Source organism: Shewanella sairae, assembly GCF_023283535.1.
Classification (GTDB): domain Bacteria; phylum Pseudomonadota; class Gammaproteobacteria; order Enterobacterales; family Shewanellaceae; genus Shewanella; species Shewanella sairae.
The window spans coordinates 74,793-90,822 of record NZ_JAKILT010000001.1; the positions used below are offsets into that span (position 1 = coordinate 74,793).

Sequence of the window (16,030 nt, forward strand, 5' to 3'; positions counted from 1 at the left end):
ATGACTAAAGTTAATTCTATAGCTGCTGCTTTGTTACTTTGTTTAGGTGGAAGTGTCGCCATTGCTCCTGCAGCTTATGCTGCAGAGAAGTGTCCGATTGAAAAGCGTAAATCAAAAGCTGTCGGCCAAAGCGCCTCTAAAAAAGTACAGAAGTCTTTTGAAGCATATACAGAAGGCAACCTAGATGAAGCGATTTCAATTCTTCTAGAAGCTAATGCTAAAAACGACTTCGATAAAGCGTATATCGCCCGTATGTTAGGTAACTTCTATGCGGAAAAAGGACAAATGGGTACGGCTACTAAGTACCTTAAGTCTGCGGTAGATGCTGATATCTTAGGCGGCGTTGACCACGCACAAACTCTAAGACTCTACGCCGATCTTCTTATTGGAGATAAAAAGTTTAAAGAGTCCATCCCAATGTATTACAAGTGGATGGAGTTTACCTGTAAAGAAGATCCGCAAGTATACCGTCGTATCGGTATTGCGTATTCTGAGCAAAAGCAGTGGGATAAGGTTCTAGAAGCGGCAGATAAAGGTTTATCTTTATCTAAAGAAGCCGATAAAGGCTTGTACCAAATGAAGCTTACGGCTTACTTCAATCAAAAGAAGTATAAAGAAGCCGTTAAAGTACTGGAAATAATGGTGCCATTATTCCCAGATGATAAGCGTCTTTGGGTGCAGCTTGCTCAGTTTTATCTGATGACAGAAGACTTCACTAAGTCACTTGCTACATATGACTTGGCTTATAAGAATGGATTTTTGGAAACAGCGGGTAATATTACACGCTTGTCCCAACTGCTTGCACAAAATGGTTCACCATATAATGCATCGCAGATCTTTTCTAAGCACATGAAGTCTGGATTAATCAAAGAAGACGAAAAGAGCTTAACTACACTTGCTGGTTTTTATCATAATGCTAAGGAGCTGCAAGATGCTGCTAACACTTATGGTAAAGCGGCTGCAATCAATAACTCAGGCAAACTATACCTAAGACAAGGTCGTATTTTATCGCTAGATGGTCAGCATAAAGCTGCTGTTACAGCGTTAAGAAAAGCGTTGGATGCTGGTGTTAAGAGTCCTGGTGAAGTGCAGTTTGAACTTGCACTTTCTTATCTAAACCAAAAGCAATACAAGTCAGCATACAAGTATGCCAAGCTTGCTGCTAATGATAAGAAAACAGCACGTTCAGCAAAGAGCTATATCTCTTACATTAAAGAAAAAGCACGCGTTCATAACGTAGCACTTTAATTTGAGTGACAGTTTAAAAGCCCCTTTTTAGGGGCTTTTTTATTTTAAGGATGTTTCCTTGAAATAGGGTTATCGCTACATGTGAATGATTTGCTGGCTAGCGGTTTGTGAGTTTTGCTGTGCTAGATTGTGTTTTTCAACAGTTTCAAACAGTTTGTCTAGGTAAAGCTCTTTGTTAGGCACACATACGCAGCCACTTAGCCGATAATCAATTTTGTTATGTCTTTGCGAAACAAGATTTTGGTTAAATTGGCCAATTTTATTTTCTAAGCGTCTAATAACCACTTTGGTGCCATGGTCGTTCACATCAAAGATGCCTAAAGCAAACGAGCGATTATTGAGCCTTGCAAGTAGGTCTGTAGTGCGCAGTAATGAAAGCTGAACTTGCTTCATGAATAATTCTAACAATTTGGGTTGAGAAATAGTTTCATGAATGTGAGGGCATAGATACAATAACGCTAGACCTTGACGATCGCGGATATGGCGGTGCCATTCTCGATTAAACACCTCCATAAAATAGGTTTGGTTATAAACACCTGTTTCAGGATCCCTAAAACCTGAGTTGCTGAATGAATAAATCATTTTAGGTTCCTCCTAGGGCTTGGCTTTAATTATAGAACAATAAATAAAAGGAATAACAAAATGAGGAAGGCGATACTTGCGCTGACGATTAGCGCTACGTTAGGACTAACAGCGTGTGGTGAGAGTGAGAATACTCAGTCTCAAAATACAGCGCCAGCAAAGGCACAAACTCCGCAAGCAGGTCAAACTCAATCTGTAGAGCAAGCTTATCTTGCTTTGGTTGATCGTTTTTTTAAAGACAAATTAAAGCTCGAACCTATCTATGCGACCTATGTGGGCGTAAATGACTATAACGACCAATTCGGCGATGGTTTATCGCATGCTTACTTAACTGAGCGTCATAATTTGAATACTCAGTATTTAAAAGACGTTAAGAAAATAGACAGAGAACAATTGCCCGACGCGTTGAAACTCAGTTACGACATGTTCACCTATAATCGTAATGTGGCATTAGCAGATGAAACGTTCCCTAACCATTTTATGCCAATGAACCAATTCTACAGTACCGTAATTAGTATGGTGCAGCTTGGTAGTGGTGAAAGTGCCCAGCCTTTTAAAACCGTAGAAGACTATCGTAACTGGCAAAAGCGCCTGCAAGGTTTTATCGAGTGGGTAAAGCTAGCACAAGTGCGTATGGATGAAGGTATTGAGAGCAAAGTTGTGCTGCCACGAGTCCTAGTTGAACGTATCATTCCACAACTCTCTGCACAATTAGTTGATAACGTCAGCGATAGCTTATTTTATACACCTATCACTTTGATGCCAGAGTCATTTTCAGAAGCTGATAAGCAAGCACTTACTCAAGAGTATACTCAGTTAATAGGTGAGCAATTACTGCCTGAGTTGACTGGGCTTCGTGATTATTTTCAAAACACCTACCTTAAGTCATCTCGCGCAACAGATGGTTGGTGGGGCTTACCAAATGGTAAAGTTTGGTATCAGCATTTAGCCAATACCCATACTACGACAACGATGCCTGTAGATGAGATCCATAAAGTAGGTCTAGATGAAGTGGCACGTATTTTATCAGAGATGGATAAAGTACGTGTTCAAGTGGGTTTTGAAGGTGACTTAACCGCATTTTTCGCGTCACTGTCATCTGAACCACAGTATTTCTTTACTGACCGCCAAGGGTTAGTTGATGGCTATATGGATCTTAAAGATAAGATTAATGTCGAGCTACCGAAATACTTTAATGTTATGCCAAAAGCGGACTACGTGGTTAAACCGGTAGAGAGCTTTAGAGAGCAGTCTGCCGCAGGTGCCTCTTATCAGTCTCCGGCAGTTGATGGTTCACGTCCAGGTGTGTTCTACATTAATACTTATAACCTTAAAGCGCAGCCAAAGTGGGGCATGACTACGTTATCCTTGCATGAAGCAGCGCCAGGGCACCACTTCCAGATTGCAATTAAACAAGAGCTAATTGGCGTACCAGAATTCCAACGCTTTGGTGGTTACACAGCCTTTGAAGAAGGTTGGGCACTGTATGCTGAATACTTAGGCATTGAAATGGGATTGTTTGAAGATCCATATCAGTACTTTGGTAAGTTGTCTGACGAAATGCTGCGCGCGATGCGTTTGGTGGTTGATACTGGTCTACATGCCAAAGGCTGGACCCGTGAGCAAGCTATCCAGTATATGCAAGACAACTCGCCTATGGCTGAGTCAGATATAGTTGCTGAAGTTGAACGTTATATGGCAATTCCAGGGCAAGCATTAAGTTATAAAGTGGGTCAATTACAGATTTTGGCGCTTCGCGCAAAAGCAGAGAAAGAGTTGGGTGATAAGTTTGATTTGAAAGCCTATCACGACCAAATTTTAACTTCAGGCTCATTACCGATGGAAGTGATGGAGTTAAAAGTGAACGATTGGATTGCTAAGCAAAAGTAAGTTAATCAATCTGTCATAACCCTGCTGGGATGTACCATAAAATTTGGTATATACTGGCAGGGTTTTATTTTGCCTAAATAGGCAATAACAATTAATTTATGGGAGAAATACCATGGTACAAGCAACAGCAAGACACCTATTAGTAGACTCAGAAGCACAGTGTTTAGAACTTAAGCAACAGATCCTTGATGGTGCTGACTTTGGTGACGTAGCCAAAGCTAATTCATCTTGCCCATCTTCTGCACAAGGCGGCGATCTAGGTTCTTTTGGCCCAGGTATGATGGTTAAAGAGTTTGATGAAGTTGTTTTCAGTGCGCCGCTTAACGAAGTTCAAGGCCCAGTTAAAACACAATTTGGTTACCACCTTCTAGAAGTGACTAGCAGAGGCTAATTTGTAGTCATTTGTTTGAAAGAAGGACTAAACATGCTCGAACTGTATACCGATAGACTTAGGTTAAGAAGCGTTGTTGCCTGTGACTGGGACAACTTCTTATATACTCATTCAGATGAGCTGCTCAATGAGTTCGTTCGAAAGCCTGAAGCCGAATCAGCGATACGACAAAAGTTCGAGCGTGTATTAAAAAGCCAAGAGTTTACTGAAGGCGAGTGGTTACTCACTATTATAGAAGATGCCCACACCCAGGACTTTATTGGCTTTATTGGTTTACAAAATAGCGATACCGAAATGCAGCAGATGCAAGTTGGCTATATGATCCATCCTAAGGCTCAAGGACAAGGATTTGCCAGTGAAAGCTTACGGGCTATTATCGATTGGGCTTGTTTAGCTTATAAGCCACATAAGTTTATTGCTTACTGTATTGCACAAAATATGGCATCTACAAAAGTGCTAGAAAAGTGCGGTTTTGTGCGGGAAGGTTTACTGCGAGAGAACTGCAAAATTGGCGAGCAATGGTTTGACGATTACCTTTACGGACTGCTCGCTGCACAAAGGTGTTAGAAAGCATGCACTCGCATGATTAATTGAGTGCTATAATGCCGTCAGATTTAGTTATTTAAGGCGAAATACAGTGAGTGCAGATACTCCAACGCTGAAATTAAAGTCAGGCGAAGAACATATTGAGTTATACAAAGTATTGAAAGTCCAAGGAATGATGAGTGCTGGTGGCGAAGCCAAGCACGTTATTTCTGAAGGCCAAGTAACCGTTAATGGTGAAGTCGAAACTCGCAAGCGCAAGAAAGTGGTTGCAGGTGAAGTGGTTAGTTTTAACGGCGAAAGCGTTAAGATTATTGCTGAATAAGTGATTTAGAGAGGATTAACATGCAATTTCCAGATGATGATAATGGCAAAATGCTTGAAGCAATGGCTGATGCAGGTATTGATCTGTCTAAAGCACTTGATGTCGACTTTTTCTTAGTTTTCGAAGATCAGCGTGATGCAGAATCAGCACTCGAAGAGCTAGGAAAATCAGATCTTGAAGGCGAAATTGAACTGCTTCTTAACGACGAATCAGGCAAGTGGGAGCTGATTGTTTGTCTAAACATGGTTCCAGCCTACGACACAATCGTTGAGCAAGAGATTAGTTTGCATGAATTTGCGCAAGAGTTTGGTGGCGTTACTGACGGATGGGGCGTAATGCAACACCAAGAAGGTGATGATGATTTTGCTGACGACGCACACGAGTGTAGCGATGATTGTAAGCACTAAGTCAACCGTTTAACCAATTTTGTAATAAGCCACTTATATTAGTGGCTTTTTTGTGCCCAAAAGTTAAGAATACGGAGAGTCCAATATAAGTACTAATTGCCACCGAAGGAGAAAAGAATGGCAAGAATGATTAGTTTTGGGACGCCGGTTAACGATGCTGAACGTTGGGCATTTTCCTTGTTAGCCGATGAATTACCAGAAGATTATATCCTACTAACCAACGTTGAAATCCCGACAAAATCTGGCCAAGCCATGGAGGTCGATGCATTAGTTATAGGCGAGTGGGGCGTATATGTTGTCGATGTTAAAGGTTACATTGGCAGATTAGATGCAGGCTTACACGCTTGGTCCTTGGATGGAAGGGAAGTTGATAACAGCTTAGCAAAAGCCAACTATGTTGCCCGAGTGCTTGCTGGTAACGTCAAACACAAAATTCCGGTGGGCGTATATGCACCTTGGTGCCAAGGCATGGTGTTTGTTACTGGTCGTAAAGGCGAAGAGATCGAACTTGAAAAGCAGCAAGGCTCACTCAGTATTTATACGCCTAAACAAATTGTTGAAGCGCTCACAACCGAGTGGGGGCTGACCGCGCCAAAGAAACACCAAGTTACCGATACGCAAAAAGAATTAGTTTTAGAGACTATTGGTCAAGTAGCTATTGTTGAAAAGCGCAATAATCAAATTCAAGACTTTACCAAGCTTAGGTGCTTATTTATTCAAAGTGGCCTTGAAGTTTGGCAAGCCGAGTACAATCCAGGCGAATGGACTGCGCCTTGGCTGCTAAAGGTGCTTATTCCTACGCAATTTGTTGATAGCGAGCAGTCCGAATTTCATGAAGCACAATTAAGAAGCGAATTTCAACGTTTACAATCTTTATCTGGTTGTTGTGGTGTCCCTTATTGCGCGCCGCTAATTCAAGATGGTGAGCAGTTAGTCCTGCCTATTCGTATGCCGCGAGGTGTGCCGCTAAATGTGCTTGATTCCAAGCAAATGACCACCTATCAGCTTCTTGAAGTATTACGCCGAAGTGTTACTGGCTTGCAGCAAATTCATCGCCGAGGCTTTACTGTGGGTGGCTGGACAAGCAATTGTATCTTTGTGTCAGATATGGGCGATGTCGAGTTTATCGACATTAAAGATAATGTCAGCAGTAGCGAAGATATTAGGGCTTATGCTGAAGGCTTTTTGGCTATTGCAGATCAGACTAATCAGCCGCGGGTTTATCAGTGGTACCGAGAAGCGCTAGCGGGCACTACAACAGACTTAGATGCGCTGCGTAGCGATTTGTCGGCATTGATTGATCACGGGGTATGTGACGCGGTGCCTGAAAAGATTGATATCACTGCAGGCGCAATTATCGATCATCACTTTAAACTTGAGCAGTTTATCGCCGCTAAAGAAACCAGTCAGTTCTGGCGCGCAAAACATCTGCAGGGACAATATCAGTGCGGTGTGTCTATTTATTGTAAAGTAGAAGCTAACTGGCCAATGCTAAGCAGTATTTACCGAACTTTGGCGAAGGTTTACCATCCTCATATTGAAAAAGTCTTGGCTTTTGGTCAGCTACCTCAAAGCGATAACCTGTTTATTGCACGGGCGTGGGAATATGGTGAGTCAATTGATCAAGTGAAAGAGATTCGCCTAGGCCAACCATTAATGTGGTTCACCCAATTATTAACGGGTTTGCAGTACATGCACCAAATGGATATTTACCACGGCGCAATTTGTCCAAAAAATATCATCTGTAATCCCAATAAAGCCATCTTGGTCAACTTTGGGATCGGTCTAGATATTGCTGCGAGTCATTATGCTTGCCAGTACGCCGACCCGACACTTTGGGAAGTTGAAGGAGAAGCAGAGCGTGATTTATATGGCTTAGTGGCGAGCTTTATCGATGCCATGGCACCAGAGAACCTTAAAGGCGATCTGTGCCAAGCGGGGATTATTAACGCACTAGAAGCGTTTGATAGGGAGTGGTTCGGCGAGAAGCTTTATGATGTGTGCCATAAAGTGCTTAACTTTGATTTAAGTGTACATGCAGGTATGAATTACCTAGAGATGTTCGATTTAGCCGAAACAGACGTGATCTCTTAGCCTTAATAAGGCAACTGTTTTATGCCTAATGCCTATAGGGGCTGAATAGTTCGAGTAGCCAGTCGATAAAGGATTGCACCTTTAGCGGCAAGTTGCTCGATTTTGGCGTCAATAAGTAATAGCGGTACGGACTGGTGAAATCTGCCGTAAATGGGATCACCAGTTTGCCGTTTTTAAGCTCCTGTTCAATAAAGAAACGTGGGATTAATGCGACTCCCATACCACTAACAGCAGCTTGGCTCAGCATGTAAAAGTGCTCAACCCCAAATTTCTTCTCAGTTGTTAATTTAACATCGACGTTGTCGGCCCACAGTTGCCACAAACTAGGCCTTGTCGTGTGTTGTAATAAGGTCATTTTATTGATGTCATTAAGGCACTTGAGTCTTGGTGCGAGTTCTGGCGAGCAAACTAAACAAAGATCTTCATCCATCAAGGTAAGTACGTTAGCCGCTTTGGGGACTGAGGTGCTGCTGCGTATAGCGATATCATAATTAACCTTGTTAAAGTCCACCTCAAAATCGCCGATGGATAAGTCAACATACAAGTGAGGATAACGCGACTTAAACTCTTCCATGCGCGGAATGAGCCAACTAATCGTTAAGCTAGGTAATACATTAATAGCCAAGGTTTGCGTTCTAAGAGGCTGGGTGATTAAGTCGCTGGTGGCATTATTGATAGTTTGTAGTGCAGCCTGGGCATGAACAAAGTAGCGCTCGCCCTCATCAGTCAGTTTTAGACTGCGATGTTGCCTGATAAACAAGGCGATACCGACATAATCTTCTAGTTGTTTAACCTGTTTACTGATAGCACCATGGGTCACAAATAGCTCTTTCCCTGCAAGCGTAAAACTCATTAAACGGGCGGCAGCTTCAAATGCTCTAAGTGCATTTAGTGGCGGTAAGTGAGGGTACATTCGTTAAACCTTAATTTTTTAGTGTGAGACAAACTCACTTATGGTGAACGATAACTCGTTTGAGTTTTTACTGCAAACCGCGTTTAATAGCGCCATTACAAGCAACTAATAAAAAATCATGACTTTAGACCTTACTTTCGAGATTATCGCACTGCTATTTTTTGTCGCCATGCTGGCAGGCTTTATTGATGCCATTGCCGGCGGAGGTGGTTTGTTAACCATACCGGCGTTGATGTGGGCCGGATTGCCGCCAACGGTAGCGTTAGCAACTAATAAGCTTCAGGCCTGTGGCGGCAGTTTTTTTGCGAGTTTTTATTTTGTTCGTAAAGGCATGGTCAAACTTAGTGATATGAAACTCAGTATCGCATGTGCTTTTGTGGGCGCTGCATTAGGCACAATTGCCGTACAGATGATAGACACAGCGTTTTTGGAGGTTTTTCTGCCTTTTTTGATGCTCGCTATTGGTGGCTATTTTCTGTTTTCTAAAAAAATTAGTGAAGAAGATCAACAACAAGTGCTCACTCCTGCGGTATTTGCTTTTACTGCAGCGTTAGGTGTTGGTTTCTATGACGGCTTTTTTGGCCCAGGAACTGGCAGTTTCTTCGCGCTAGCTTTTGTCTCTTTAGCTGGCTATGGACTCGCTAAAGCTACTGCGCATGCAAAAATCTTAAATTTCTCCACCAATATTGCATCGCTTATTTTCTTTGCAATAGGCGGTAAAGTTCTTTGGATGCTAGGTGGAGTGATGTTGATTGGTCAAGCCATTGGCGCCACATTGGGCTCACGACTAGTTTTTACTAAAGGTACAAAGATTATTAAACCTTTAGTTGTGGTGATGTCGATTGCCATGAGCCTTAAATTGTTATCAAGCCAATACGACCTTTTGGCTTGGCTATAATTCAAAATACACTATTTAAGTTAGGGAAATAGCCCATGTTTAAGTTTGCCAGTAGAGTTTTATTAAAACCATTGACTGCACTGTTGATTTGTTTTGCCATGCAAACCTCAACGGCATTGGCTACACCTGTTGAACGTGCTGACTGGCAAGCAGTGTTCGCAAAGTATGACGCCGTCGGCACTATTGTTGTGTTTGATCAGCGCGGCAATGAAGTAAAAGAGTGGGTGTATAATACCGATAGGGCTAAGCAACGTTTCTCGCCTGCATCTACCTACAAAGTTCCCCATAGTTTGTTTGCATTGGATGCAAATATAGTGACTGATGAGTTACAGGTTTTTAAGTGGGATGGCATTGAGCGTAGTTTTGCACCGCATAATCAAGACCAAACACTGCGCTCTGCTATGCAATATTCGGCACTGTGGGTATTTGATATTTTTGCTAAGCAGTTAGGTGAAGCTAAGGCGCAGCAGTATTTAACTAAAATTAACTACGGCAATGCCGATCCGAGCATAGCAAGTAACGGCAGTTATTGGGTTGATGGTAAGTTAGCTATTTCGGCCACAGAGCAGATTAAGTTTCTGCAAGCCTTATATCAAAACCAACTTCCTTTTAAGCAAGCAGATCAATTACTGGTCAAAGACTTGATGATAAATGAAACTGGTAAAGATTGGATTTTGCATGCCAAAACAGGTTGGCAAGGCCGCTATGGCTGGTGGGTGGGCTGGGTCGAATGGCCAACGGGACCAGTTTTCTTTGCTTTAAATATCGATACACCAAATCGCTTACAAGATCTTGATAAACGCCAAGCGATTACTCTAGATATTTTAACAAGCATCGATGCATCACCCATGAGCAGCTAATTGATTCAAAGCCTGTGTAGCCTAAGCTTTTATTTTAATTTTACCAATGACTTTACTAAAATAAACGATGTGCTTCGCTGTTTATTAACGGTGATAAATTTTTTGTGAGTCTTTGAGCATTACTCGTGTATTATTCCGCTCCGTCGTCACGTTAGATATTGACGAGACATACACATAGGTACATGAGCTGTTAAACTTTAGCGCCTGCAGGCAGAATTGATGACACAAAAAACTTATAAACTGGGACGTTTAAGTACGGTTCTATTCATTACCTTCATATCGGTATGCACTTCTTTATTAATAACCTCTATCGTCTTTTATTTTTGCCAGGATATGGCTATCAGTAAAATAGGTATGTTTGCCGCTATTGTTACCCCATTAGTGGTTGCTCCCTTTCCGTCATGGTATCTAATGGGGTTGTTGATGAAGGTCAGCGCGCTTGAAAAAGAGATGAGGTTACTTGCTTCACTTGATTCGCTCACAGGATTATTGAACCGGCGCGCATTTTTTAATGATGCAGAAGTGTTGCTGCATTATGCAGTGCGAGAACAAATAAGTGTTTCTGTGGTTGGGTTAGATTTAGATAAATTTAAAACTATCAATGACACATATGGGCATTCAGCTGGGGATTTGGCGTTAAAGCACTTCACCGCAGCATTGAAAGGAAGTTGCCGACAGTCTGATCTTATTGGCAGGTTAGGCGGCGAAGAGTTTGCGTTATTTTTACCCAACACCTCGGTAGAAGAGGCGTATACGTTAACTCAACGTTTGCATAAAACTCTTAGCCAATCATCAATTAAAGTCCAAGATACTGCGATACAATATACAGTAAGTATCGGTCTGTTGTCTTTGGTGCCAACTCGTGCTGACACTATTGAAACCTTGTTGCAACATGTAGATAGCTCACTTTACCAAGCAAAAAATAGTGGCAGAAACCGCACCGTAGTGTATGGCAGTTAGTTGTTTTTAAGTCGTGGAGTACTACAGTTTTACTGCTGTCAAACGGGGCATGTTAGAAAAGATAAGCGCAGCAGAAAATAAGCCTAACTGTTTATTGTCAGGCTTACTCTCAAATAGGCTGAGTTATGCAGAGAGATTATCGAGCTGCACATCATCCCCTATGCTATGTAATGCTTCGGTTAACTTTTCCTCATCACTTGCACCTTTCATCCCCACATTAAAATCAGCTCTAAACAAGGCGATACCGGTATGACTGGCGGTTTCATAGCGGGTGCTCATATGCTCAATGTTAATACCTAGTGCACTAATTTTATTTGAAATATCATGCACAAGCCCCGGTCTGTCGTTAGCCACTAATGAATAACTGACATGTTTGTTTTTGGGTTGTGGCTTACTGGTTTTTGAATAAGTGAGTGCCACGCCTTCGAGTAATTCTAGATTTTCAATCAGGGCATCCCACTGGGCTGAAGGCACCTCTAAAAGCAAAATTGCGGCAAACACGCCGTCAATATGACGTAGCTCTGAGTCTAACCAATGGCCTCCGTGGCGGCTAACAGAGTGAGCAATTTGCTCAACCAAACCTTCTCTATCATTTGCTTGCAGGGTAACTAGATATCTTAACATTTGATATTACTCCATTTTTAATCACATCAATCCGTATAATCTTTCCAAATCTTAATTAGATAGCTCACAATTGCTGACCTGTTTACTTAGCTGTTTTACGGCGAGTAGCATGATTTTTAGTTCATCGCTGTAACACTAGTGTCATTTTTGCGTCATATAATGCACCACATTAAAATATGCGCATGTAGATTTTGGTTTTAAACACGACCTAACCTTAGTGTTAGCATAGTCGTTAATACAATCCCAGTTAAAGTTTGACTGGCTTTAGAATAATCGAGGTTCTTAATGGAAACTCAGGTATCTCAACCTGGACCTGCTGGAAAAAACCTATTGATAAACAATGGTTCTTCTCGCAGAGCAATCAAGGATAAAGCAGCCCAAATTGGCGTCACCGTTGGTGGGACCATGGTCTTTGTGGCGCTGCTATTGATCTTCTTTTATCTACTTTATGTGGTAAAGCCAATCTTCGATAGTGCTGAAGTCGCCCCGGTCGTGAGTGCTGAGTTTCACGATAGCCAACCGGCGTTAATGGTAGGCAGTGATGAGCAAAATGAAATCATGTATCGCGTGTCTAAGCTCGGTAAAGTCGATTTTTATGATACACATACATCACAGCTGCTAAGAAGCGAGCAAATTAATACTCCGGCAGGCACACATGTTGTGAGTAGCTCTGCTGCTATGCCGAGTGAACAGCGCTTTGCGCTTGGTCTCAATAACGGTCAGGTGATCATTGCAGGGGTGGAGTTTGGTGTCACTTACCCTAATGACAAACGCCTTATTACGCCACGTATTCGCTTTGCCAATGGTAATCAAGCGCTCACGGTTGATCCGTTAGGCAGGGCTTTAAACAAGCTTACGTTTGATTACAGCAGTGACAAAATGAGTTTTGTTTACCAAACAGATGACAAAGTTTGGCACCTTTCTCGCCAAGAAGGCGAAGAAAACATGATGACTGAAGAAGTGGAATGGCTGGCTTACAACAGCATCATTCCCGATTCACCAGTTAATGTGCAACAACAGCTAATGACCCCAGATCAACGTCAGCTGATCCTAAGTTCAGATAACAAGCTATTTATATACGATATTCGCGATGCAGAGGCGGTTGAACTAAGCCAGGTGCTATCACTTGCGCGTGCTAACGCCAAAGTGACCAATGTAACTTTACTTGCAGGTGCTAGCTCACTACTTGTTAGTTATGACTCTGGATTAGTACAACAATACTTTCAAGTTAATGGTGAGCAAGGGCGTCAGTATCAAGAGATCCGTAGCTTTGAAGTTGAAGGTGATATTGCCAGTGTAGCCTCAGAGTTTTACCGTAAAAGCTTTGTCACGATTACAGAGACGGGCGAGTTGAGCTTGTTATACACCACCAGTGAAAGAGAGCTGTTTTCAGAAAACTTTAAGCTCAGTAAGCCGGGTACAGTAGGCTTTAGCCCACGTTCAAATGCCTTAGTTGTTGAAGCTGATGGTAAGCTTAACCTGTATAGCGTATCCAATACCCACCCTGAGGTTTCTTGGAGCGCAATGTGGGAAAAAGTTTGGTACGAAGGCTACCCAGAGCCTATGTACGTATGGCAATCCACGTCAGGTTCAGATGACTTTGAAGCTAAGCTAAGCTTAATGCCGTTGGCGTTCGGTACTATGAAAGCCGCGCTTTATGCCATGCTGTTTGCTACACCGCTTGCAATTGCCGGCGCCGTTTATACGGCTTATTTTATGTCGCCGAAAGTGCGCGCAATCGTTAAACCGACCATTGAAATCATGGAAGCGCTACCAACGGTTATTTTAGGTTTCTTAGCGGGTCTTTGGTTAGCGCCGCTGATTGAAGACAACTTGCCCGGCATATTAACTTTGTTAGTGTTACTGCCGATATCGATTTTAAGTACTGCGTTTGCTTGGCATAAACTGCCGGCGACATGGAAGCAACGCTTACCAGAAACCTATCAAGAGCTGATGTTACTGCCGGTGATTATTTTTATCGGTTGGTTCTCATTTGCCATTAGCCCAACATTAGAGCTAGCCCTGTTTGATGGTGATACGCGTATGTTTATCACTAACGAGCTCGGTATTACGTTCGACCAACGTAATGCGCTAGTGGTCGGTATTGCGATGGGCTTTGCGGTTATCCCTACCATTTTCTCTATCGCAGAAGATGCGGTGTTCTCAGTTCCTCGTCATTTATCAAATGGTAGTTTGGCATTAGGTGCCACCACTTGGCAGACGCTCACCCGCGTAGTGTTGCTTACTGCGAGCCCAGGTATTTTCTCGGCGGTGATGATGGGCTTAGGGCGCGCTGTTGGCGAAACCATGATTGTACTGATGGCTACGGGTAACACGGCGATTATGGAGTGGAGTGTGTTTGAAGGTATGCGCACATTGGCAGCGAATATCGCAGTTGAAATGCCAGAGTCTGCCATTGGTAGCTCGCATTATCGTGTGTTATTCCTCGCAGCTTTCGTACTGTTTATCTTTACATTCTTCTTCAACACGATTGCGGAAGTCGTAAGGCAGCGTCTACGTGAACGTTATAGCTCACTGTAATGGGCATTGTTATGGATGATAAGAAAATGACATTAATAAAGACAATTTCGCCAGTGGCCGTAAGAGGTTTAGCTAATGGGTAAGTGGTTTAAATCGGGGTCTCCTTGGATTTGGATGACCAGTGGCGCAGTTAGCGTGTGTTTGATTGCAGTATTGGGGTTGTTGCTGCTTATCGCATGGCGTGGCCTGAGTTACTTTTGGCCTGCAGATATTTATCAATGGGAAATGAAAAATCAACAAGGTGAGCGTTATACCTTGATTGGTGAAGTTTACGATAAAGAGGAAGTACCAACAGAGCGCCTTATTGCTGCCGGGCATAAGTTTGCTACCGAAGTGGGCGAAAACGTTACTCGTTACTTGGTTAAAACCGGTAACCGCGAGTTTGTTGGCTTAGATTTTCGCTGGATTTTAGCAACAGATATTATTTCACGCTCAAAGCCAAATGATATCGCAGTGATTGAACGCAGTAAAAATGGTGATTTTTATGGCTACCCAGTCGCGATAATTGAAGACGGTCAGCGATTAACCTCACAAAATATTGAGGCTGACTTTGAATCGCATATTGACCGCGCGGTTGAGCTTAATGATCAAGCATTGGATCTGCAAAAAGGTGTGATCGGCTCTATTAATTATGAGCTTGAAAACTTACGTTTAAAGTCGCGTCGATATGAACTTGATAACGCGTTAACTGACACGCGTAAAGCAGAAATAGAAGCGGCGCGAGTTAAGCTTAATGCTGAGTACCTGCTGGTTGAAAAAGAGTTTTTTGCGCTAAAAACGGCAGCGGGCAGAGACGCAGTTGTTATCCGCGATATGCGCGGTGAAGAAGTGACCTTAAAGCTCGACAGTATTTTAGACGTGACTTATGCCAACCGTTTAGGCGTGATGGGCAAAATCGGTAACTGGTTTATTGGTGTAGGCAAGTTTGTCAGTGACGATCCGCGAGAAGCGAATACTGAAGGCGGCGTTTTCCCGGCGATTTTCGGTACCGTGTTTATGGTGATGCTGATGGCCGTTATTGTGACGCCGTTTGGGGTTATCGCCGCCATCTACTTACATGAATACGCTAAGAAAGGCCCTGTAACTAAGATGATCCGCATCGCGGTAATTAACTTAGCGGGTGTACCTTCAATCGTATACGGTGTGTTTGGTTTAGGTTTCTTTGTGTATATGTTTGGTGGCACGCTGGATCAGTTGTTTTATCCTGAAGCATTGCCAGCGCCAACTTTTGGTTCACCTGGCGTAATTTGGTCTGCATTAACCTTGGCGATTTTAACTTTGCCTGTGGTGATTGTATCGACAGAAGAGGGCTTAAGCCGTATTCCAAGCTCTGTGCGTCAAGGTAGCTTAGCGCTTGGTGCAACTAAAGCTGAAACCCTATGGCGAATTATTATTCCAATGGCAAGTCCAGCGATTATGACTGGCTTAATTTTAGCGGTTGCTCGCGCAGCGGGTGAGGTTGCACCATTGATGTTAGTGGGTGTAGTAAAGCTTGCGCCAACACTACCGATTGATATGAATTTCCCATTTGTGCATCTAGAACGTAAGTTTATGCACTTAGGTTTCCACATCTACGATGTTGGTTTCCAAAGCCCTAACGTCGAAGCAGCGCGTCCTTTGGTATACGCTACTTCATTCCTTTTGGTCTCGGTAATTGTGGCACTTAACTTAACTGCCATTGGTGTACGAAACCACTTACGCGAAAAATATCGTTCGCTTGAGCATTAATTGACGATTATCCTAAGCAGTAGGAC

The 16,030-nt window shown here is 42.8% G+C and carries 15 protein-coding genes; 12 read left to right on the forward strand and 3 right to left on the reverse strand.

The window, feature by feature from the left end; genetic code table 11:
- Positions 1–1,248: a tetratricopeptide repeat protein gene (locus L2748_RS00300; RefSeq protein WP_220780759.1), complete on the forward strand. Its 1,248-nt coding sequence runs from the start codon at positions 1–3 to the stop codon at positions 1,246–1,248.
- Positions 1,249–1,323: 75 nt separating this feature from the next.
- Here the strand turns inward: L2748_RS00300 and L2748_RS00305 are convergent, their stop codons facing one another.
- A complete protein-coding gene (locus tag L2748_RS00305) occupies positions 1,324–1,830 on the reverse strand; it encodes a diguanylate cyclase domain-containing protein (RefSeq protein WP_220780758.1) in 507 nt (168 codons plus the stop codon).
- A 60-nt stretch (positions 1,831–1,890) separates the two neighbouring features.
- On the opposite strand from L2748_RS00305, the gene L2748_RS00310 reads away from it, so the two are divergent.
- The 6 genes from L2748_RS00310 (at position 1,891) to L2748_RS00335 (ending at position 7,480) form a co-directional block, all read left to right on the forward strand.
- A complete protein-coding gene (locus tag L2748_RS00310) occupies positions 1,891–3,720 on the forward strand; it encodes a DUF885 domain-containing protein (RefSeq protein WP_220780757.1) in 1,830 nt (609 codons plus the stop codon).
- 112 nt (positions 3,721–3,832) lie between these two features.
- Positions 3,833–4,111, forward strand: coding sequence for a peptidylprolyl isomerase (locus L2748_RS00315; RefSeq protein WP_220780756.1), 279 nt, complete (start codon positions 3,833–3,835; stop codon positions 4,109–4,111).
- A gap of 33 nt (positions 4,112–4,144) precedes the next feature.
- Positions 4,145–4,678 (forward strand): GNAT family N-acetyltransferase, encoded by a 534-nt coding sequence (locus L2748_RS00320; protein WP_220780755.1) that lies wholly within the window; start codon positions 4,145–4,147, stop codon positions 4,676–4,678.
- A 70-nt stretch (positions 4,679–4,748) separates the two neighbouring features.
- Complete coding sequence (locus L2748_RS00325) at positions 4,749–4,979, forward strand: RNA-binding S4 domain-containing protein (RefSeq protein ID WP_220780754.1); 231 nt, start codon at positions 4,749–4,751, stop codon at positions 4,977–4,979.
- Between the two features lie 20 nt (positions 4,980–4,999).
- Positions 5,000–5,386: a ribonuclease E inhibitor RraB gene (locus L2748_RS00330; protein ID WP_220780753.1), complete on the forward strand. Its 387-nt coding sequence runs from the start codon at positions 5,000–5,002 to the stop codon at positions 5,384–5,386.
- Positions 5,387–5,503: 117 nt separating this feature from the next.
- On the forward strand, positions 5,504–7,480 hold the full coding sequence (locus L2748_RS00335) for an NERD domain-containing protein kinase family protein (RefSeq protein ID WP_220780752.1): 1,977 nt from the start codon (positions 5,504–5,506) through the stop codon (positions 7,478–7,480).
- A 25-nt stretch (positions 7,481–7,505) separates the two neighbouring features.
- On the opposite strand, the gene gcvA is transcribed toward L2748_RS00335, so the two are convergent.
- Positions 7,506–8,393, reverse strand: coding sequence for a transcriptional regulator GcvA (gene gcvA / locus L2748_RS00340; RefSeq protein ID WP_220780751.1), 888 nt, complete (start codon positions 8,391–8,393; stop codon positions 7,506–7,508).
- 118 nt (positions 8,394–8,511) lie between these two features.
- Between gcvA and L2748_RS00345 the strand changes: the two genes are divergently transcribed.
- The 3 genes from L2748_RS00345 (at position 8,512) to L2748_RS00355 (ending at position 11,111) form a co-directional block, all read left to right on the forward strand.
- Positions 8,512–9,291 (forward strand): TSUP family transporter, encoded by a 780-nt coding sequence (locus tag L2748_RS00345; protein WP_220780750.1) that lies wholly within the window; start codon positions 8,512–8,514, stop codon positions 9,289–9,291.
- Between the two features lie 98 nt (positions 9,292–9,389).
- Positions 9,390–10,151 (forward strand): class D beta-lactamase, encoded by a 762-nt coding sequence (gene blaOXA, locus L2748_RS00350; protein ID WP_220780784.1) that lies wholly within the window; start codon positions 9,390–9,392, stop codon positions 10,149–10,151.
- Positions 10,152–10,484: 333 nt separating this feature from the next.
- Positions 10,485–11,111, forward strand: a complete 627-nt coding sequence (locus tag L2748_RS00355; RefSeq protein ID WP_248957658.1) for a GGDEF domain-containing protein — start codon at positions 10,485–10,487, stop codon at positions 11,109–11,111.
- Positions 11,112–11,234: 123 nt separating this feature from the next.
- On the opposite strand, the gene L2748_RS00360 is transcribed toward L2748_RS00355, so the two are convergent.
- A complete protein-coding gene (locus L2748_RS00360) occupies positions 11,235–11,735 on the reverse strand; it encodes a glycine cleavage system transcriptional repressor (RefSeq protein ID WP_220780748.1) in 501 nt (166 codons plus the stop codon).
- Between the two features lie 285 nt (positions 11,736–12,020).
- Here L2748_RS00360 and L2748_RS00365 point away from each other — a divergent pair, with 285 nt between their 5' ends.
- Together L2748_RS00365 and pstA are read left to right on the forward strand one after the other, a co-directional pair.
- Positions 12,021–14,276 carry an ABC transporter permease subunit gene (locus L2748_RS00365; RefSeq protein ID WP_220780747.1) on the forward strand — a complete coding sequence of 752 codons (2,256 nt, stop codon included), beginning with the start codon at positions 12,021–12,023 and terminating at the stop codon, positions 14,274–14,276.
- A 75-nt stretch (positions 14,277–14,351) separates the two neighbouring features.
- Complete coding sequence (gene pstA, locus L2748_RS00370) at positions 14,352–16,004, forward strand: phosphate ABC transporter permease PstA (RefSeq protein WP_220780746.1); 1,653 nt, start codon at positions 14,352–14,354, stop codon at positions 16,002–16,004.
- Positions 16,005–16,030: the final 26 nt, after the last annotated feature.

Excerpts from the sequence above, each read along its gene's own strand:
- L2748_RS00300 (WP_220780759.1), top strand. The coding sequence starts at position 1 with ATGACTAAAGTTAATTCTATAGCTGCTGCTTTGTTACTTTGTTTAGGT.
- L2748_RS00305 (WP_220780758.1), bottom strand. The coding sequence starts at position 1,830 with ATGATTTATTCATTCAGCAACTCAGGTTTTAGGGATCCTGAAACAGGT.
- L2748_RS00310 (WP_220780757.1), top strand. The coding sequence starts at position 1,891 with ATGAGGAAGGCGATACTTGCGCTGACGATTAGCGCTACGTTAGGACTA.
- L2748_RS00315 (WP_220780756.1), top strand. The coding sequence starts at position 3,833 with ATGGTACAAGCAACAGCAAGACACCTATTAGTAGACTCAGAAGCACAG.
- L2748_RS00320 (WP_220780755.1), top strand. The coding sequence starts at position 4,145 with ATGCTCGAACTGTATACCGATAGACTTAGGTTAAGAAGCGTTGTTGCC.
- L2748_RS00330 (WP_220780753.1), top strand. The coding sequence starts at position 5,000 with ATGCAATTTCCAGATGATGATAATGGCAAAATGCTTGAAGCAATGGCT.
- L2748_RS00335 (WP_220780752.1), top strand. The coding sequence starts at position 5,504 with ATGGCAAGAATGATTAGTTTTGGGACGCCGGTTAACGATGCTGAACGT.
- gcvA (WP_220780751.1), bottom strand. The coding sequence starts at position 8,393 with ATGTACCCTCACTTACCGCCACTAAATGCACTTAGAGCATTTGAAGCT.
- L2748_RS00345 (WP_220780750.1), top strand. The coding sequence starts at position 8,512 with ATGACTTTAGACCTTACTTTCGAGATTATCGCACTGCTATTTTTTGTC.
- blaOXA (WP_220780784.1), top strand. The coding sequence starts at position 9,390 with ATGCAAACCTCAACGGCATTGGCTACACCTGTTGAACGTGCTGACTGG.
- L2748_RS00355 (WP_248957658.1), top strand. The coding sequence starts at position 10,485 with ATGGCTATCAGTAAAATAGGTATGTTTGCCGCTATTGTTACCCCATTA.
- L2748_RS00360 (WP_220780748.1), bottom strand. The coding sequence starts at position 11,735 with ATGTTAAGATATCTAGTTACCCTGCAAGCAAATGATAGAGAAGGTTTG.
- L2748_RS00365 (WP_220780747.1), top strand. The coding sequence starts at position 12,021 with ATGGAAACTCAGGTATCTCAACCTGGACCTGCTGGAAAAAACCTATTG.
- pstA (WP_220780746.1), top strand. The coding sequence starts at position 14,352 with ATGGGTAAGTGGTTTAAATCGGGGTCTCCTTGGATTTGGATGACCAGT.